Origin of the sequence: Pseudomonas sp. NPDC086112, assembly GCF_044746425.1 — a bacterium.
Classification (GTDB): domain Bacteria; phylum Pseudomonadota; class Gammaproteobacteria; order Pseudomonadales; family Pseudomonadaceae; genus Aquipseudomonas.
Map to the genome: position 1 here is coordinate 18,990 of NZ_JBIVCD010000020.1, position 16,235 is coordinate 35,224.

13 protein-coding genes and 1 pseudogene are annotated in these 16,235 nt (G+C 60.9%); 11 read left to right on the forward strand and 3 right to left on the reverse strand.

Going from position 1 to position 16,235, the window contains the following annotated elements; translation table 11 throughout:
• Positions 1-25 precede the first annotated feature (25 nt).
• Positions 26-1,453, forward strand: coding sequence for an arginine-ornithine antiporter (gene arcD / locus ACIPLA_RS15680; protein ID WP_401173997.1), 1,428 nt, complete (start codon positions 26-28; stop codon positions 1,451-1,453).
• Between the two features lie 60 nt (positions 1,454-1,513).
• A pseudogene (locus ACIPLA_RS15685) lies at positions 1,514-1,621 on the forward strand (DNA-3-methyladenine glycosylase 2 family protein); the annotation flags it as partial.
• Positions 1,622-1,746: 125 nt separating this feature from the next.
• Here the strand turns inward: ACIPLA_RS15685 and ACIPLA_RS15690 are convergent.
• From ACIPLA_RS15690 to gap, 3 genes are all read right to left on the reverse strand, one after another.
• Complete coding sequence (locus ACIPLA_RS15690; protein WP_401174000.1) at positions 1,747-3,078, reverse strand: CoA transferase; 1,332 nt, start codon at positions 3,076-3,078, stop codon at positions 1,747-1,749.
• A 194-nt stretch (positions 3,079-3,272) separates the two neighbouring features.
• A complete protein-coding gene (locus ACIPLA_RS15695) occupies positions 3,273-3,737 on the reverse strand; it encodes a methylglyoxal synthase (RefSeq protein WP_007903352.1) in 465 nt (154 codons plus the stop codon).
• A 37-nt stretch (positions 3,738-3,774) separates the two neighbouring features.
• The gene (gene gap, locus ACIPLA_RS15700; protein WP_048395661.1) at positions 3,775-4,776 is read right to left on the reverse strand and encodes a type I glyceraldehyde-3-phosphate dehydrogenase; all 1,002 of its coding nucleotides are present in this window, start codon (positions 4,774-4,776) and stop codon (positions 3,775-3,777) included.
• 219 nt (positions 4,777-4,995) lie between these two features.
• Between gap and edd the strand changes: the two genes are divergently transcribed.
• The 9 genes from edd (at position 4,996) to ACIPLA_RS15745 (ending at position 16,139) form a co-directional block, all read left to right on the forward strand.
• Positions 4,996-6,822 (forward strand): phosphogluconate dehydratase, encoded by a 1,827-nt coding sequence (gene edd / locus ACIPLA_RS15705; RefSeq protein ID WP_401174004.1) that lies wholly within the window; start codon positions 4,996-4,998, stop codon positions 6,820-6,822.
• A complete protein-coding gene (locus ACIPLA_RS15710) occupies positions 6,819-7,778 on the forward strand; it encodes a glucokinase (protein WP_401174007.1) in 960 nt (319 codons plus the stop codon). Before edd ends, ACIPLA_RS15710 begins: the two co-directional genes overlap by 4 nt.
• A 177-nt stretch (positions 7,779-7,955) precedes the next feature.
• The gene (locus ACIPLA_RS15715; protein WP_008006907.1) at positions 7,956-8,687 is read left to right on the forward strand and encodes a response regulator; all 732 of its coding nucleotides are present in this window, start codon (positions 7,956-7,958) and stop codon (positions 8,685-8,687) included.
• 31 nt (positions 8,688-8,718) lie between these two features.
• Positions 8,719-10,146, forward strand: coding sequence for an ATP-binding protein (locus ACIPLA_RS15720; RefSeq protein WP_371317148.1), 1,428 nt, complete (start codon positions 8,719-8,721; stop codon positions 10,144-10,146).
• A gap of 228 nt (positions 10,147-10,374) precedes the next feature.
• Entirely contained in the window at positions 10,375-11,634 is a 1,260-nt protein-coding gene (locus tag ACIPLA_RS15725) for an AGE family epimerase/isomerase (protein ID WP_401174010.1), read from the forward strand.
• A gap of 129 nt (positions 11,635-11,763) precedes the next feature.
• A complete protein-coding gene (locus tag ACIPLA_RS15730; protein ID WP_218397894.1) occupies positions 11,764-13,071 on the forward strand; it encodes an ABC transporter substrate-binding protein in 1,308 nt (435 codons plus the stop codon).
• A 157-nt stretch (positions 13,072-13,228) separates the two neighbouring features.
• Positions 13,229-14,137 (forward strand): carbohydrate ABC transporter permease, encoded by a 909-nt coding sequence (locus ACIPLA_RS15735; protein WP_007902369.1) that lies wholly within the window; start codon positions 13,229-13,231, stop codon positions 14,135-14,137.
• Positions 14,130-14,975, forward strand: coding sequence for a carbohydrate ABC transporter permease (locus ACIPLA_RS15740; RefSeq protein ID WP_102616685.1), 846 nt, complete (start codon positions 14,130-14,132; stop codon positions 14,973-14,975). The genes ACIPLA_RS15735 and ACIPLA_RS15740 overlap by 8 nt, the downstream gene beginning before the upstream one ends.
• A gap of 3 nt (positions 14,976-14,978) precedes the next feature.
• Complete coding sequence (locus ACIPLA_RS15745) at positions 14,979-16,139, forward strand: ABC transporter ATP-binding protein (RefSeq protein ID WP_401174015.1); 1,161 nt, start codon at positions 14,979-14,981, stop codon at positions 16,137-16,139.
• The last annotated feature ends 96 nt before the right edge of the window (positions 16,140-16,235 follow it).

Sequence of the window (16,235 nt, forward strand, 5' to 3'; positions counted from 1 at the left end):
GCGGCGGGGTAATGGAGACGCCCGAATGTCGCAACCGACGCAAAAGCTTCGCCTGAGTGCGCTGATCGCTTTGGTGGTGGGTTCGATGATTGGCGGTGGGATTTTTTCCTTACCGCAAAACATGGCAGCGCGTGCCGATGCCGGGGCGATATTGATCGGTTGGGCGATTACTGCTGTGGGCATGCTGACCCTGGCCTTCGTCTTTCAGACCCTGGCCAATCGCAAGCCGGAACTGGACTCCGGGGTGTACGCCTACGCCAAGGCCGGTTTCGGCGATTACATGGGTTTCTCGTCGGCCTGGGGTTACTGGATCAGTGCCTGGCTGGGCAACGTCGGTTATTTCGTCTTGCTGTTCAGCACCCTCGGTTATTTCTTTCCGGCCTTTGGCCAGGGCAACACACCCATCGCCATCGGCTGCGCGTCGGTGCTGCTGTGGGCGGTGCATTTTCTGGTGCTGCGCGGAATCAAGGAAGCGGCGTTCATCAATCAACTGACCACCGTGGCCAAGATCGTGCCGCTGATCATGTTCATTGTCATTGCTGCTGTGGCCTTCAAGGCGGACATCTTCACCCGAGACATCTGGGGTCGCAGCAATCCGAATTTCGGCGGCGTGATGGACCAGGTGCGCAACATGATGCTGGTCACCGTGTTCGTCTTCATCGGCATTGAAGGCGCCAGCGTGTATTCGGCGAGGGCGCAGAAACGTTCGGACGTGGGCCGGGCGACGGTCATCGGTTTTATCGGTGTGTTGGCGCTGCTGGTGCTGGTGAACCTGTTGTCGCTCGGCATCATGAGCCAACCGCAATTGGCTACCTTGCAGAACCCGTCGCTGGCGGCGGTGCTGGCACATATCGTCGGCCCTTGGGGCGCGCTGCTGATCAGCATCGGCCTGGCTATTTCACTATTGGGAGCTTTGCTGTCCTGGGCGTTGCTATGCGCCGAAATCCTCTTCGCCACCGCGAAAGACAAGACGATGCCAGCCTTTCTGAAAAAAGAGAACGCCAACCATGTGCCGGTCAACGCACTGTGGCTGACCAACGTGATGATCCAGATTTTTCTGTTGATCACGCTGTTTTCCGCCGGTACTTACACCAGCCTGATCTACCTCGCCTCGTCGATGATTCTGGTGCCGTATCTGTGGTCGGCGGCGTATGCCGTGTTGTTGAGCGGACGAGGGGAAACCTATGAGCATGCTTCGGCCGAGCGCACGAAAGACTTGCTGATCGGTGGCATTGCCCTGTGTTACGCGGTTTGGTTGTTGTATGCCGGTGGCGTGAAATACCTGCTGCTCTCGGCGTTATTGTATGCACCGGGGGTGATTCTGTTTGCCCAGGCCAAGCGGGAGCAGGGCAAACCGCTGTTTACGTCGGTGGAGAAGGGGATTTTCAGCTGTGTGGTTGCCGGGGCGGGGTTGGCAGCCTATGGGTTGTACAGCGGGTTACTGTCATTGTGAGGTTGTTGCTGGCGTAACAGCCTTGCGGCTGTTGCGGGGGATGGATGCGTTTCCGGGTGGGGGCTGACGGCTCGGGAATTTTGGGTGCGGACCGAGGCTTGGCGGCCCTATCGAGGGTATGCGGCGCAGGTGCTTTGGACATCGCTGAGCCGGCCGGATTTGAGCTGAGCTGAGCTGTGTAGTGAACCTACGGGCCCCTTCGCGAGCAAGCCCGCTCCCACATGTGATCGCATTCCTCCAGGGAAACCCGGTCAACTGTGGGAGCGGGCTTGCTCGCGAAGGGGCCCGAACAGTCACCACCACTGCGCGCGATGGGAACCCAATTCCCCGGCCGGCAGCGCCCACTGCAGCGGCGTTCCGGTGATTTTCAGTGGCACCTTCAGCCGATGGGCCGGCCCCCAAGGTGTCTGCTCAACCAACACCCCTTGATCGCTTTGATCCTCCGCCGGTAATGCCTCATCGGTCCCCGCACCCTGTTCAATCAGCAACTTGGCAGTCCGCGCCAACGACAACCTGGCCGACCCGCCACGTCCCAATAACTTGATCGCCGCCGCTGCCATCAAATACCCGGTGGCGTGATCAAGCGCCTGCACCGGCAGCGGCGTCGGCTGGTTCGCTTTCTTCCACTGCATCCCCGCTTCGGCAATCCCGCTGCTCATCTGTACCAAACTGTCGAACCCTCGACGGTTCTGCCAAGGGCCGCTCCAACCGTAGGCGTTGAGGCTCACATCAATCAGGCCAGGCGCCAGCTTTTGACGCACGACGACGCCGTAGCCCAACCTTTCCAATGCATCGGCGCGGTAGCCGTGGAGCAGGATATCGGCGTCCTTGAGCAGGCATTCGAACGTCATGCGATCAGTCTTGTCGTGCAGATCCAGGCGCGCACAGCGTTTGCCCAAAGTGACTTCCGGTACCACGCCCGGTTCGTTCCAGGTCGGTGGGTCGATGCGCAACACATCGGCGCCGAGGCCGGCGAGAAAACGGCTGGCGATGGGGCCGGCCAACACGCGGGTCAAATCCAGCACCTTGATGCCCGCCAGCGGTTGCGCCACCGAACCCAGCCACGGCTTTGCATTTTCGCCGCTGTCGGCGCTGAACTGAATCAACGGCTCGGCATTCACCGCCAAACCTTGGGGATGCGCTTGCCATTGCGACCAGCTGCGCATTTCGGCCGCGCAACCACCAGCATCGACTACGGCCTGTTCCAGATCGCTTTTGGCCCATTGCGCAACCTTGCTCGCCATCGCGGCGCGGTCAGCACAGGCGCCGAGCACGCTTTCAGCGGCGGCACGGTGATGAAGCGCGTTGGTATGCAGGCGGATCCAGCCGTCCTTGGTCGCATAGTCGCCGGCGATCGCATCCCACAACGGTGGAACGCTCCAGCCCACGGGGCGGATCGACGTCGCGAACCAGAACGATGCCAGGCGCCGGTCGACTTCAAGGGAAGGCAAACGGCCGGTGTGTTGTTGCAGCCATTCACTGACAGCCTGACCGGCAGCGGCAATGCTGGCGCAGGCAAGGTCAGTGACGGCAAACGCCGAGGGCAGGGCGCCCCTCGAGGTGAACGGGATGGGTGTGTGGGGCAAGCCGAGTGCGGCTTGAATGGACGTGAGTAAATCAGTCATCGAAGGCCCTCCGGAGCGAGAGCCCGAGCATAGATCAAAAAACTGGCGGGTCGGATGAAATCCTGTGGGAGCGAGCCTGCTCGCGATAGCGGTCTTTCAGTCGACATCATGGTGAATGTCAGTCCGTCATCGCGAGCAGGCTCGCTCCCACAGGGGATTTGTGCCAGGAGGGTATCGAGAGTTATTCCGGGCGCTTACCCGCGCCCTAGCAAATAGGTCGCGTAATCCGGAATGCGGTGTTCGTGAGCCTGATCCATCAACGGACTGCTGAGCAGGTAATCGGCGCTGCACTCGTTGCAGGCCACCGGGATGTTCCACACCGCCGCGACCCGCAGCAGCGCTTTGATGTCCGGGTCGTGGGGTTGCGGTTCGAACGGGTCCCAGAAGAACACCAGCATATCGACCCGCTGCTCGGCGATTCGCGCGCCCAGTTGCTGATCGCCGCCCAGCGGACCGCTGATCATGCTTTCCACCGGCAGGTCGAGGCGTTGTTGTAACAACAACCCCGTCGTACCGGTGGCGACCAGTTCATGCTGTGCGAGCTTGTCTTTCTGACGCTCGGCCCAGTCGAGCAAAAATACCTTGCAGTGGTCGTGGGCAACCAGGGCAATACGCTTGCGCGCCGCCAGGGTTTTTTGCGTAAAGCTGATACCGATCATCGCTTGCTTCTCCCAGGCGTCCAACGTAGATGAAACGCTATTCTGCGTTGCAGAGCGCCAGGCAGTTATCGAGCATGCGGTTGGAGAAGCCCCATTCGTTGTCGTACCAGGCCAGCACTTTGAGCAGCTTGCCGCTGGACTTGGTGTGGTTGGCGTCGAAGATCGACGACAGCGGGTTGTGGTTGAAGTCGCTGGAAACCAGCGGCAGGGTGTTGTAACCGAGAATCTTCGAGTGCTGGCTGGCGTGTTTGAGCATCGCGTTGACTTCATCGGCCGACGCTTCACGCTTGAGCTGCACGGTCAGGTCCACCAGCGACACGTTGATCACTGGAACCCGCACCGCCATGCCGGTCAGTTTGCCCGCCAGTTCCGGCAGCACCAGGCCCACCGCTTCAGCGGCGCCGGTCTTGCTCGGGATCATGTTCTGGGTGGCGGAACGGGCACGGTACGGGTCGGTGTGGTAGACGTCGGTCAGGTTCTGGTCGTTGGTGTAGGCATGGATGGTGGTCATCAGACCGCTTTCGATGCCCAGCTCGCGGTGCAGCACTTGGGCCACCGGGGCCAGGCAGTTGGTGGTGCACGAGGCGTTGGAAATGATCTGGTGCGATTGGCGCAGAATGTCGTGGTTAACCCCATAAACCACGGTGGCGTCGGCGCCTTTGGCCGGGGCCGAGATAATCACTTTGCGCGCGCCGGCCGTAATATGCGCGGCGGCTTTGGCACGGTCAGTGAACAGACCGGTGCATTCGAACACAACGTCGACCTTTTCCGCGGCCCAGGGCAGTTCGGCCGGGTTGCGAATGGCGCTGACCGAAATACGGTCGCCGTTGACGGTCAGGCTTTCCTGATCGTGCTGGACATCGGCATCGAATGTGCCGTGAACGGTGTCGTACTTGAGCAGATGAGCATTCATCGAGCTGTCGCCCAGGTCGTTGATCGCTACGATCTGCAGATCCTGACGATAGCCTTGGGTATACAGTGCGCGCAGGACATTACGGCCGATACGGCCAAAACCATTGATTGCAATTCGAAGAGTCATTTACAGCGCCGCCGTCGTTTTGTTGTTGGAATTACAAGATTATTCGCAAAAAAATAGAAAACAAGCCTTTTTAGTGGCAATATTTTGTTTTATCTACAACGAGTGACCTGAATCAACTGGTCCGAATGATCAAGAAAACCGTCTGTCACCCCGATCACAGCGGTACTTGGTCAGCATAGACAATCAGGTCGCCACATCCGTTAGCCTGGAGTTCTACACATGCATCCCCGCGTCCTTGAGGTCACCGAACGGCTTATCGCCCGCAGCCGCGCCACGCGTGAGGCTTACCTTGCATTGATCCGCGGCGCCGCCAGCGACGGCCCGATGCGCGGCAAGCTGCAATGCGCCAACTTCGCCCATGGCGTAGCCGGGTGTGGCAGCGACGACAAGCACAGCCTGCGGATGATGAACTCCGCCAACATCGCCATAGTTTCGTCATATAACGACATGCTCTCGGCGCACCAGCCGTACGAAGTCTTTCCCGAACAGATCAAAAAAGCCCTGCGCGAAATCGGCTCCGTCGGCCAGTTCGCCGGTGGCACCCCCGCGATGTGCGATGGCGTGACCCAGGGCGAACCGGGCATGGAACTGAGCCTGCCGAGCCGCGAAGTGATCGCGCTGTCCACCGCTGTAGCGCTGTCCCACAACATGTTCGACGGCGCGTTGATGCTCGGCATCTGCGACAAGATCGTGCCGGGCCTGATGATGGGCGCGTTGCGTTTCGGTCATCTGCCGACGATTTTCGTGCCGGGCGGGCCGATGGTTTCGGGCATCTCCAACAAGCAGAAAGCCGATGTGCGTCAGCGCTACGCCGAAGGCAAGGCGACGCGCGAAGAGCTGCTGGAATCGGAGATGAAGTCCTATCACAGCCCTGGCACCTGCACTTTCTACGGCACCGCCAACACCAACCAGTTGCTGATGGAAGTCATGGGCCTGCACTTGCCGGGCGCCTCTTTCGTCAACCCGAACACCCCGTTGCGCGATGCCCTGACCCGCGAAGCGGCGCACCAGGTCACCCGCTTGACCAAGCAGAACGGCGACTTCATGCCGATCGGCGAAATCGTCGACGAGCGTTCGCTGGTCAACTCCATCGTGGCCCTGCACGCCACCGGCGGCTCGACCAACCACACCCTGCACATGCCAGCCATCGCCATGGCCGCGGGCATCCAGTTGACCTGGCAGGACATGGCCGACCTCTCCGAGGTGGTGCCGACCCTGAGCCACGTGTACCCGAACGGCAAAGCCGACATCAACCACTTCCAGGCGGCGGGCGGCATGTCGTTCCTGATCCGCGAACTGCTGGAAGCCGGCCTGCTTCACGAAAACGTCAACACGGTGCTGGGCCACGGCCTGAGCCGCTACACCAAGGAACCGTTCCTCGATAACGGCGAGCTGGTCTGGCGCGAAGGCCCGATCGAAAGCCTCGACGAAAACATCCTGCGTCCGGTCGCTCGCGCATTCTCGCCAGAGGGTGGCTTGCGGGTGATGGAAGGCAACCTCGGCCGTGGCGTGATGAAGGTCTCGGCAGTCGCACTGGAAAACCAGGTTGTCGAAGCGCCGGCGATGGTGTTCCAGGATCAGCAGGATCTGGCCGATGCGTTCAAGGCGGGGTTGCTGGAGAAGGATTTTGTCGCGGTGATGCGCTTCCAGGGGCCGCGTTCCAACGGCATGCCGGAGCTGCACAAGATGACGCCGTTCCTCGGCGTGTTGCAGGATCGCGGCTTCAAAGTGGCGTTGGTGACTGACGGGCGTATGTCCGGCGCCTCGGGGAAAATCCCGGCGGCGATCCACGTCAGCCCCGAAGCTTATGTGGGCGGCGCTTTGGCGCGAGTGCAAGAGGGCGATATCATCCGCGTCGATGGCGTCAAAGGCACCCTGGAGCTTAAGGTGGACGCCGAAGAATTCGCAGCGCGCGAACCTGCCAAGGGTCTGTTGGGCAACAACATTGGCAGCGGTCGCGAACTGTTTGGTTTCATGCGCATGGCCTTCAGCTCCGCAGAGCAAGGCGCCAGCGCCTTTACTTCTGCCCTGGAGACGCTTAATTGAAACTGGCTCTGGTCGGTGACATCGGTGGCACCAACGCACGTTTCGCGTTGTGGAAAAACCAGCAGCTGGAATCGGTCCAGGTGCTGGCGACGGCAGACCACGCCAGCCCGGAGGAGGCGATTGCGCTCTACCTGAGCGGGCTCGGTCTGGCGCCGGGTTCGATCGGTTCGGTGTGCCTGTCGGTGGCGGGCCCTGTGAGTGGCGATGAATTCAAGTTCACCAACAATCACTGGCGGCTCAGTCGCCAAGGGTTCTGCAAGACCTTGCAGGTGGATCAACTGCTGTTGATCAACGATTTTTCGGCGATGGCCCTGGGCATGACCCGCTTGCAACCGGGTGAATTTCGGGTGGTCTGCGAAGGCACGCCGGAACCGTTGCGGCCAGCGGTGGTGATCGGCCCGGGCACAGGCCTGGGCGTGGGCACCTTGCTCGATCTGGGCGAGGGCCGTTTTGCCCCGCTGCCGGGGGAGGGCGGTCACGTCGACCTGCCACTGAGCAGCCCGCGAGAAACCCAACTGTGGCAGCACATCTTCAACGAGATTGGCCATGTCAGCGCTGAAACGGCGTTGAGCGGCAGTGGTTTGCCGCGGGTCTACCGGGCGATCTGCGCGGTGGACGGTCACACGCCTGTGCTCGACACGCCTGAGGCGATCACAAAGGCCGGGCTGGCGGGCGATCCGATTGCCCTGGAAGTGCTCGAGCAGTTCTGCTGCTGGCTCGGTCGCGTGGCTGGCAACAACGTGCTGACCACCGGGGCGCGCGGCGGTGTATACATCGTTGGCGGCGTGATTCCACGGTTTGCCGATTTCTTTATCGAAAGCGGTTTCGCCCGGTGTTTCGCCGACAAGGGCTGCATGAGCGATTACTTCAAAGGCATTCCGGTGTGGCTGGTGACGGCGCCGTATTCCGGGTTGGTGGGCGCGGGTGTGGCGTTGGAGCAATCCATTCCAGCCTGAAATGCAATCCAGTGTGGGAGCGGGCTTGCTCGCGAAGGCGGTGTGTCAGTCAACCAAGATGTTGAATGTGCTGGCCCCTTCGCGAGCAAGCCCGCTCCCACAATTGGTTCTGCGGTGTTTGTAAATTTCGTACTTAAGGCATAATCCAACCAATTCAAATAACAAGGACGCCGCCCCGTGAGCTCAGTCAACAAGTCGATTTTGTTGGTCGATGACGATCAAGAGATACGCGAGTTGCTGGACACCTACCTGACCCGCGCCGGTTTCCAGGTCCGTACCACGCCCGACGGTGCAGGCTTTCGTCAGGCCTTGAACGAGGCACCGAGCGATCTGGTAATACTCGACGTGATGCTGCCGGACGAAGACGGGTTCAGCCTCTGCCGCTGGATCCGCCAGCACCCGCGTCAGGCCCATGTGCCGATCATCATGCTCACCGCCAGCTCCGACGAGGCCGACCGCGTCATCGGCCTGGAACTGGGCGCAGACGACTACCTCGGCAAACCCTTCAGCCCCCGTGAATTGCAGGCGCGCATCAAAGCCTTGTTGCGCCGCGCGCAGTTCGGTCAGGAGCGTTCCGGCAGTGAAGTGCTGGCCTTCGATGACTGGCGGCTGGACATGGTCAGCCATCGGCTGTTCCATATCGACGGTGAGGAAGTGATTCTCTCGGGCGCCGATTTCGCGCTGCTGAAACTGTTCCTCGATCACCCCCAGGAAATCCTCGACCGCGACACCATCGGCAACGCCACCCGTGGCCGTGACCTGATGCCGCTCGATCGCATCGTCGACATGGCGGTCAGCCGTTTGCGCCAGCGCCTGCGCGACACCGAAAAGCCGCCACGGCTGATCCGTACCGTGCGTGGCAGTGGCTACCAACTGGCAGCCAACGTGGTTGCCAGCAATGGCCACTGAGTTCCTGCGCAAGCTCGCCGGGCGGGTGCCGGTGCCGCGCTCGCTGCTCGGGCGCATGTTGCTGCTGACCCTGCTGGCGGTGCTGTTCGCCCAGACACTGTCGAGCGTGATCTGGGTGTCGCAATTGCGCGCCACGCAGCTCGAAGGTCTGGTCACCAGTGCTCGCAGCCTGGCCCATTCGATGACGGCCAGCGTCAGTTATTTCCGCTCGTTGCCGGTGGCGTTTCGGCCGCTGGTACTCGATCAGTTGCGCAGCATGGGCGGCACTCGATTCGTGGTGACCCTCAATGACAAACCACTGGGCATGGAAGTGCTGCCGATCACCCCGCGCAAAGCAGCGGTGCTCAAAGCGGTGGACGAAGTGCTGCGCCAGTCGTTGGGCCAGGACACCGATATCTCGGTGACCTTCGTCAGCCCCGAAGACCTGCGGATTTTCAACGGCGGCTTGAAGCTCGATGAGTTGCCGCGCTCCTGGGCGCATTACGCGTTGACCCTGGAGCCGGTGAACCCGCCGGTACTGGTCACGCAAATCCAGATGGCACCGGGGGAATGGCTGTACATCGCCTCCCTGTTGCCCGAGCCCTACACCAGTCTTGAGGAACAAGGCCTGCCGGCGCAGCAGGTCTGGTTCATCGTGCTCACCAGCGGTTTCCTGCTGTTGTTCATCGGCCTGTTGGTGCACTGGCAGAGCCGACCACTCAAGCGATTGGCGCGGGCGGCGCGGGACATGTCCTTGGGCGCCGAAGTCGAACCGGTGGCCGAGGGCGGCGGCAGTGAAGTGGTGGAAGTGGGTCGCGCCTTCAATGCGATGCGCGAACGTATCAGCCGTTATCTGACTGAACGCAGCCAATTGTTCAGCGCGATTTCCCATGACTTGCGCACGCCGATTACCCGGCTGCGATTGCGGGTGGAATTGCTTGAAGACGAAAAACTGCAAGCCAAGTTCGGCCGTGATCTGGATGAGCTGGAGTTGCTGGTAAAGGGCGCGTTGCAATGCGTGAAAGACACCGATATCCACGAGAACATCGAGCCGGTGGACCTCAATCATGTGCTCGACTGCCTGGTGGAACCGTATCTGGCGCCCAACGGCAATGGTCGCGTGACCCAGCATGGCCGGGCGCTGGCGCCGTATCCCGGCAAGCCATTGGCGCTCAAGCGTTGCATCGGCAACCTGATCGACAACGCCTTGAAATATGGGCAGAACGCGCATCTGCACATCGATGACGACGAGAGCGCGTTTGTCCTGCATGTCGACGATGAAGGGCCGGGCGTGCCGGAGCAGCGTCTGGAGCAGGTGTTCGAACCGCACTTCCGCTTGGCCGGGCAGCAGCAGGGTTATGGCTTGGGGCTGGGGATTGCGCGCAACATTGCCCATAGCCATGGCGGTGAAGTCAGCCTGCAAAACCTGCGTGAAGGCGGGTTGCGGGTGACGTTGCAGTTGCCGCGTAGTGTTGATTAGCGGCACCGCGTTATCGTTCTTCGCGAGCAAGCCCGCTCCCACATTGGATTTGTGTACGACGCAGAACCACTGTGGGAGCGGGCTTGCTCGCGAAGGCGTCAGTCCCTTCAATACATCCCTCAAGGCAAATGTCACAGCTCGGTGACATAACTCGCCCCCTTCGTTACCTGCCCGCCACCGCCCGTTGTTTAGACTGCCCTCAGTCATAACAACAAAAAAGGTCTTCCCATGGACACCTTCCAACCCGCCTTCAGCAGTTGGCTGAACGCGCCTGCCCATCAGCAATGGCTCGCCGCCGAAGGCCTGCGCCTGCTGGCATTCGCCAAGGCTGCAAAGCTTGCCGAAGGCTTCGGCAATCTCGATGAAAAGGGTCGCCTGGCGGCCAACGCGCAAGCTGAAACCATGAACACCGCGCGCATGACCCACAGCTTCGCCATGGCCCACATCCAGGGCCTGCCGGGTTTCGCCGAGCTGGTGGATCACGGCATCCAGGCCCTCAGCGGGCCGCTGCGTGATGCCGAACACGGCGGCTGGTTCGCCACGCCCGAACACCGTGACGGCAATACCGGCAAAGCCGCTTACCTGCATGCTTTCGTGGCGTTGGCCGCGAGTTCTGCGGTGGTCGCCCAGCGCCCCGGCGCACAAGCGCTGCTGGACGATGCAATCCACATCATCGACAGTCATTTCTGGAGCGAAGAGGAGGGCGCGATGCGCGAATCCTTCAACTGCGACTGGAGCGTCGAGGAAGCCTATCGCGGCGCCAACAGCAACATGCACGCCACCGAAGCCTTTCTCGCCCTGGCCGATGTCACCGAGGACAACCGCTGGCTGATTCGCGCCCAGCGCATCGTCGAGCGCGTCATTCATGATCATGCCGCGGCCAATGATTATCTGGTGATCGAGCATTTCGACCACGACTGGCAGCCGTTGCGCGACTACAACCACGACAACCCGGCTGACGGTTTCCGCCCCTACGGCACCACACCGGGCCATGGTTTCGAATGGGCGCGGCTGTTGCTGCATCTTGAGGCGGCGCGGGTGCAGGCCGGGATACTCACGCCGGGCTGGCTGGCAACCGATGCGCAAAAACTCTTCGAGCACAATTGCCGTCACGGTTGGGATGTCGACGGAGCGCCGGGGATTGTCTACACCCTCGACTGGGACAATCGCGCAGTGGTTCGTCATCGCCTGCACTGGACGCACGCCGAAGCCAGTGCCGCCGCCAGTGCGCTGCTCAAACGCACCGGTGATGAGCAATACGAGCGTTGGTACCGACTGTTCTGGGAATTCTGTGACAGTCATTTCATCGACCGTTGCGATGGCAGCTGGCATCACGAACTCGATCCGCTGAATCGTCCGAGCGCCGATATCTGGGCCGGTAAACCCGACCTCTATCACGCCTGGCAAGCCGTTTTGATTCCGCGCCTGCCGCTGGCGCCGAGCATGGCCACTGCGCTGGCGCAATTGTCCCAGAGCGTTGCTGTGTAACCAGCTATGTAACCATGTGGTGACATTCGCGCGTCCCTTCGTTACCTGCGAAGGGGCATCCCCTGTTTAGAATCCTATGCAGCGCAAGCACCAGACTTGCATGCATAACAACAAGAAAGGTACTACTAGATGAATGCGATTTCTCGCCTCGCTACTGTCATTTCTCTCGCTTCACTGCTTCCTGTTGCTGCATTCCCCGTCAGTGCCCTTGCCGCCGATGCCAAAGGTTCGGTCGAAGTCGTTCACTGGTGGACGTCTGGTGGTGAAAAAGCAGCCGTCGATGTGCTCAAGGCCCAAGTCGAAAAAGACGGTTTCACCTGGAAGGACGGCGCAGTTGCCGGCGGTGGTGGCTCCACGGCCATGACCGTACTCAAAAGCCGCGCCGTGGCCGGTAACCCGCCGGGCGTTGCCCAGATCAAGGGGCCGGACATCCAGGAGTGGGGCAGCACTGGCCTGCTCAGCACCGACACCCTCAAAGAGGTTTCCAAGTCCGAAGGCTGGGATAACCTGCTGATCAAGAAAGTCTCCGACACCGTGAAATACGAAGGCGATTACGTCGCCGTGCCGGTGAACATCCACCGCGTCAACTGGCTGTGGATCAACCCGGAAGTCTTCAAGAAAGCCGGGATCGACAAAGCGCCGACCACCCTCGAAGAATTCTATGCCGCTGGCGACAAGCTCAAAGCCGCCGGCTTCATCGCACTCGCTCACGGTGGTCAGCCGTGGCAGGACAGCACCGTGTTTGAAGACGTGGTGCTCTCGGTCATGGGCGCAGACGGGTACAAGAAGGCGCTGGTCGATCTGGACCAGAAAACCCTCTCCGGGCCCGAGATGGCCAAGGCCTTCACCGAGCTGAAAAAAGTCACCGGCTACATGGACCCGAACCGCGCCGGTCGTGACTGGAACATCGCTGCAGCCGACGTCATCAACGGCAAGGCCGGCATGCAGATGATGGGCGACTGGGCCAAGAGCGAATGGACCGCCGCGAAGAAAGTCGCGGGCAAGGACTACCAGTGCGTGCCATTCCCGGGCACCGAAAAAGCCTTTACCTACAACATCGACTCGATGGCTGTGTTCAAGCTCAAAGCTGATCGCAAAGGCGACATCGCCGCCCAGCAAGACCTGGCCAAGGTCGCTCTGGGCAAAGACTTCCAGAAAGTTTTCAGCATCAACAAAGGCTCGATCCCGGTGCGTACCGACATGCTTAACGACATGAGCGCGCTGGGCTTCGATTCTTGCGCTCAAGCGTCCGCCAAGGATTTCCTGGCTGACGAGAAAACGGGCGGCCTGCAACCGAGCATGGCGCACAACATGGCCACTTCCCTGGCTGTGCAGGGCGCGATCTTCGATGTGGTCACCAATTTCATGAACGACAAGAACGCTGACCCGGCCAAGGCCAGCGCGCAACTGGCCTCGGCTGTCAAAGCCGCCCAGTAATCCCTGACGCCGCGTGACCCCTGTGGGAGCGGGCTTGCTCGCGAATGCGGTCTGACATTCAACACGAATGTCGACTGATACACCGCCTTCGCGAGCAAGCCCGCTCCCACAAGGGATCGCCGTGCCGATTTCATTCCTCTTCACCTGGATTATCCCGATGAGCTCTGTGGCGGTTTTCAGCAAAGCCTCACCGTTCGACGCATTGCAGCGCTGGCTTCCCAAGCTGGTTTTGGCGCCAAGCATGCTGATCGTCCTGGTTGGTTTTTACGGTTACATCATCTGGACATTTGTTCTGTCCTTCACCAATTCCAGCTTCATGCCGAGCTACAAGTGGGTCGGCCTGCAGCAATACATCCGCCTGATGGACAACGATCGCTGGTGGGTCGCGAGCAAGAACCTCGCGGTGTTCGGCGGCATGTTCATCGGCATCAGCCTGGTGCTGGGGGTGTTCCTCGCGGTGCTGCTGGATCAGCGCATTCGCAAGGAAGGCTTCATCCGCACCGTTTACCTGTACCCGATGGCGCTCTCGATGATCGTTACCGGTACCGCATGGAAATGGCTGCTCAACCCAGGCCTGGGTCTGGACAAAATGCTGCGTGACTGGGGCTGGGAAGGCTTCCGTCTCGACTGGCTGGTGGATCAGGATCGTGTGGTGTATTGCCTGGTGATCGCCGCCGTGTGGCAAGCCTCCGGGTTTGTGATGGCGATGTTCCTGGCCGGCCTGCGTGGGGTCGATCAATCGATCATCCGCGCGGCGCAAGTCGACGGTGCGAGCCTGCCGACCATCTACCTGAAAATCGTATTGCCGAGCCTGCGGCCGGTGTTCTTCAGCGCTTTCATGATCCTGGCGCACATCGCGATCAAGAGCTTCGACCTGGTGGCGGCGATGACCGCGGGTGGCCCGGGCTACTCGTCTGACCTGCCGGCGATGTTCATGTACTCCTTCACTTTCAGCCGTGGCCAGATGGGCATTGGTTCGGCGAGCGCCATGATGATGCTCGGCGCGATCCTGGCGATTCTGGTGCCGTACCTGTACTCCGAATTGCGAGGCAAACGCCATGAGTAATCAACTTGGCAAACCGGGCATCAGCTTCAGCCGCATCGCGATTTACGCAACGTTGCTGCTGGCCGCGGCGATCTATCTGGTCCCGCTGGTGGTGATGCTGCTGACCAGTTTCAAATCCCCGGAAGACATCCGCACCGGCAACCTGTTGAGCTGGCCGCAAGTGATTGATGGCATCGGCTGGATCAAGGCCTGGGACAGTGTCGGCAGCTACTTCTGGAACTCGGTGAAAATCACCGTGCCGGCGGTACTGATCTCTACGTTCATCGGTGCCATGAACGGCTACGTGCTGTCGATGTGGCGCTTCCGTGGTTCGCAACTGTTCTTCGGCCTGTTGTTGTTCGGCTGCTTCCTGCCGTTCCAGACCGTGCTGCTGCCAGCCTCGTTCACCCTCGGCAAGATCGGCCTGGCCAACACCACCACGGGCCTGGTGCTGGTGCACGTGGTCTACGGTCTGGCGTTCACCACGCTGTTCTTCCGTAACTACTACGTGAGCATTCCGGATGCGCTGGTCAAGGCGGCGCGACTGGATGGCGCGGGCTTCTTCACGATTTTCTGGAAGATCCTGCTGCCGATGTCGATCCCGATCGTGATGGTCTGCCTGATCTGGCAGTTCACGCAAATCTGGAATGACTTCCTGTTCGGCGTGGTCTTCGCCAGTGGCGATGCCCAGCCGATTACCGTGGCCCTGAACAACCTGGTCAACACCAGCACCGGGGCCAAGGAATACAACGTTGATATGGCCGCCGCGATGATCGCCGGGCTGCCGACACTGCTGGTCTACATATTCGCTGGCAAGTATTTCCTGCGTGGGCTGACGTCCGGCGCGGTCAAGGGGTAGAACATGGCAACTCTCGAATTACGCAACGTCAACAAGACCTACGGTGCCGGTTTGCCGGACACCCTGAAAAACATTGAACTGAAGATCAATGACGGTGAGTTCCTGATCCTGGTCGGTCCATCGGGCTGTGGTAAGTCCACGCTGATGAACTGCATCGCAGGACTTGAAAACATCAGCGGCGGCGCGATTCTGGTGGACGACGCCGACATCAGCGGCATGAGCCCGAAAGATCGCGACATCGCCATGGTGTTCCAGTCCTACGCGCTGTACCCGACCATGAGCGTGCGGGACAACATCGCGTTCGGCCTGAAGATTCGCAAAATGCCCACCGCCGAAATCGACGAAGAAGTCGCTCGCGTGGCCAAGCTGCTGCAGATCGAACACCTGCTCAGCCGCAAGCCGGGCCAGCTTTCCGGTGGTCAACAACAGCGCGTGGCCATGGGCCGGGCGCTGGCGCGGCGGCCGAAGATTTACCTGTTCGACGAACCGCTGTCCAACCTCGACGCCAAGCTGCGGGTCGAGATGCGCACCGAAATGAAACTGATGCACCAGCGTCTGAAAACCACCACGGTCTACGTGACCCACGACCAGATCGAAGCCATGACCCTGGGCGACAAAGTGGCGGTGATGAAGGACGGGATCATTCAGCAGTTCGGCACGCCGAAAGACATCTACAACAACCCGGCCAACCTGTTCGTGGCGAGCTTCATCGGTTCGCCGCCGATGAACTTCATTCCTCTGCGGTTGCAGCGTAAGGAAGGTCGGTTGGTAGCGCTGCTCGACAGCGGTCAGGCGCGCTGCGAGTTGCCGTTGGGCATGCAGGATGCCGGTCTCGAAGACCGTGAAGTGATCCTCGGCATGCGCCCGGAGCAGATCGTGCTGGCGAACGGCGAGCCGAATGGTTTGCCGACCATTCGTGCCGAAGTGCAGGTCACCGAACCGACCGGTCCCGACACCCTGGTGTTCGTCAATCTCAACGACACCAAAGTCTGCTGCCGCCTGGCACCAGACGTCGCGCCGGCCGTGGGCGAGACCCTGACCCTGCAATTCGATCCATCGAAAGTGCTGTTGTTCGATGCCAAGACCGGTGAACGCCTGGGGGTGGCCGGCCTGCCGAAAGCTGAAGCTCACAGCGCCAACGTGGCCAAATTCAAAGGCCGCTGAAGATCAAATGTGGGAGCGGGGGGGGGGGGGGCGCCGGGGGGGGGGTGGGCAACGGTGGGGGCGGGATAGACCCCCCCCGCCCGCCCCCCCCCCCCC

Bases quoted from the DNA above. Each gene is read 5' to 3' on its own strand.
- arcD (WP_401173997.1), top strand. From the start codon at position 26: ATGTCGCAACCGACGCAAAAGCTTCGCCTGAGTGCGCTGATCGCTTTG.
- edd (WP_401174004.1), top strand. From the start codon at position 4,996: ATGCATCCCCGCGTCCTTGAGGTCACCGAACGGCTTATCGCCCGCAGC.
- ACIPLA_RS15745 (WP_401174015.1), top strand. From the start codon at position 14,979: ATGGCAACTCTCGAATTACGCAACGTCAACAAGACCTACGGTGCCGGT.
- ACIPLA_RS15730 (WP_218397894.1), top strand. From the start codon at position 11,764: ATGAATGCGATTTCTCGCCTCGCTACTGTCATTTCTCTCGCTTCACTG.
- ACIPLA_RS15725 (WP_401174010.1), top strand. From the start codon at position 10,375: ATGGACACCTTCCAACCCGCCTTCAGCAGTTGGCTGAACGCGCCTGCC.
- ACIPLA_RS15695 (WP_007903352.1), bottom strand. From the start codon at position 3,737: ATGATCGGTATCAGCTTTACGCAAAAAACCCTGGCGGCGCGCAAGCGT.
- gap (WP_048395661.1), bottom strand. From the start codon at position 4,776: ATGACTCTTCGAATTGCAATCAATGGTTTTGGCCGTATCGGCCGTAAT.
- ACIPLA_RS15740 (WP_102616685.1), top strand. From the start codon at position 14,130: ATGAGTAATCAACTTGGCAAACCGGGCATCAGCTTCAGCCGCATCGCG.
- ACIPLA_RS15735 (WP_007902369.1), top strand. From the start codon at position 13,229: ATGAGCTCTGTGGCGGTTTTCAGCAAAGCCTCACCGTTCGACGCATTG.
- ACIPLA_RS15690 (WP_401174000.1), bottom strand. From the start codon at position 3,078: ATGACTGATTTACTCACGTCCATTCAAGCCGCACTCGGCTTGCCCCAC.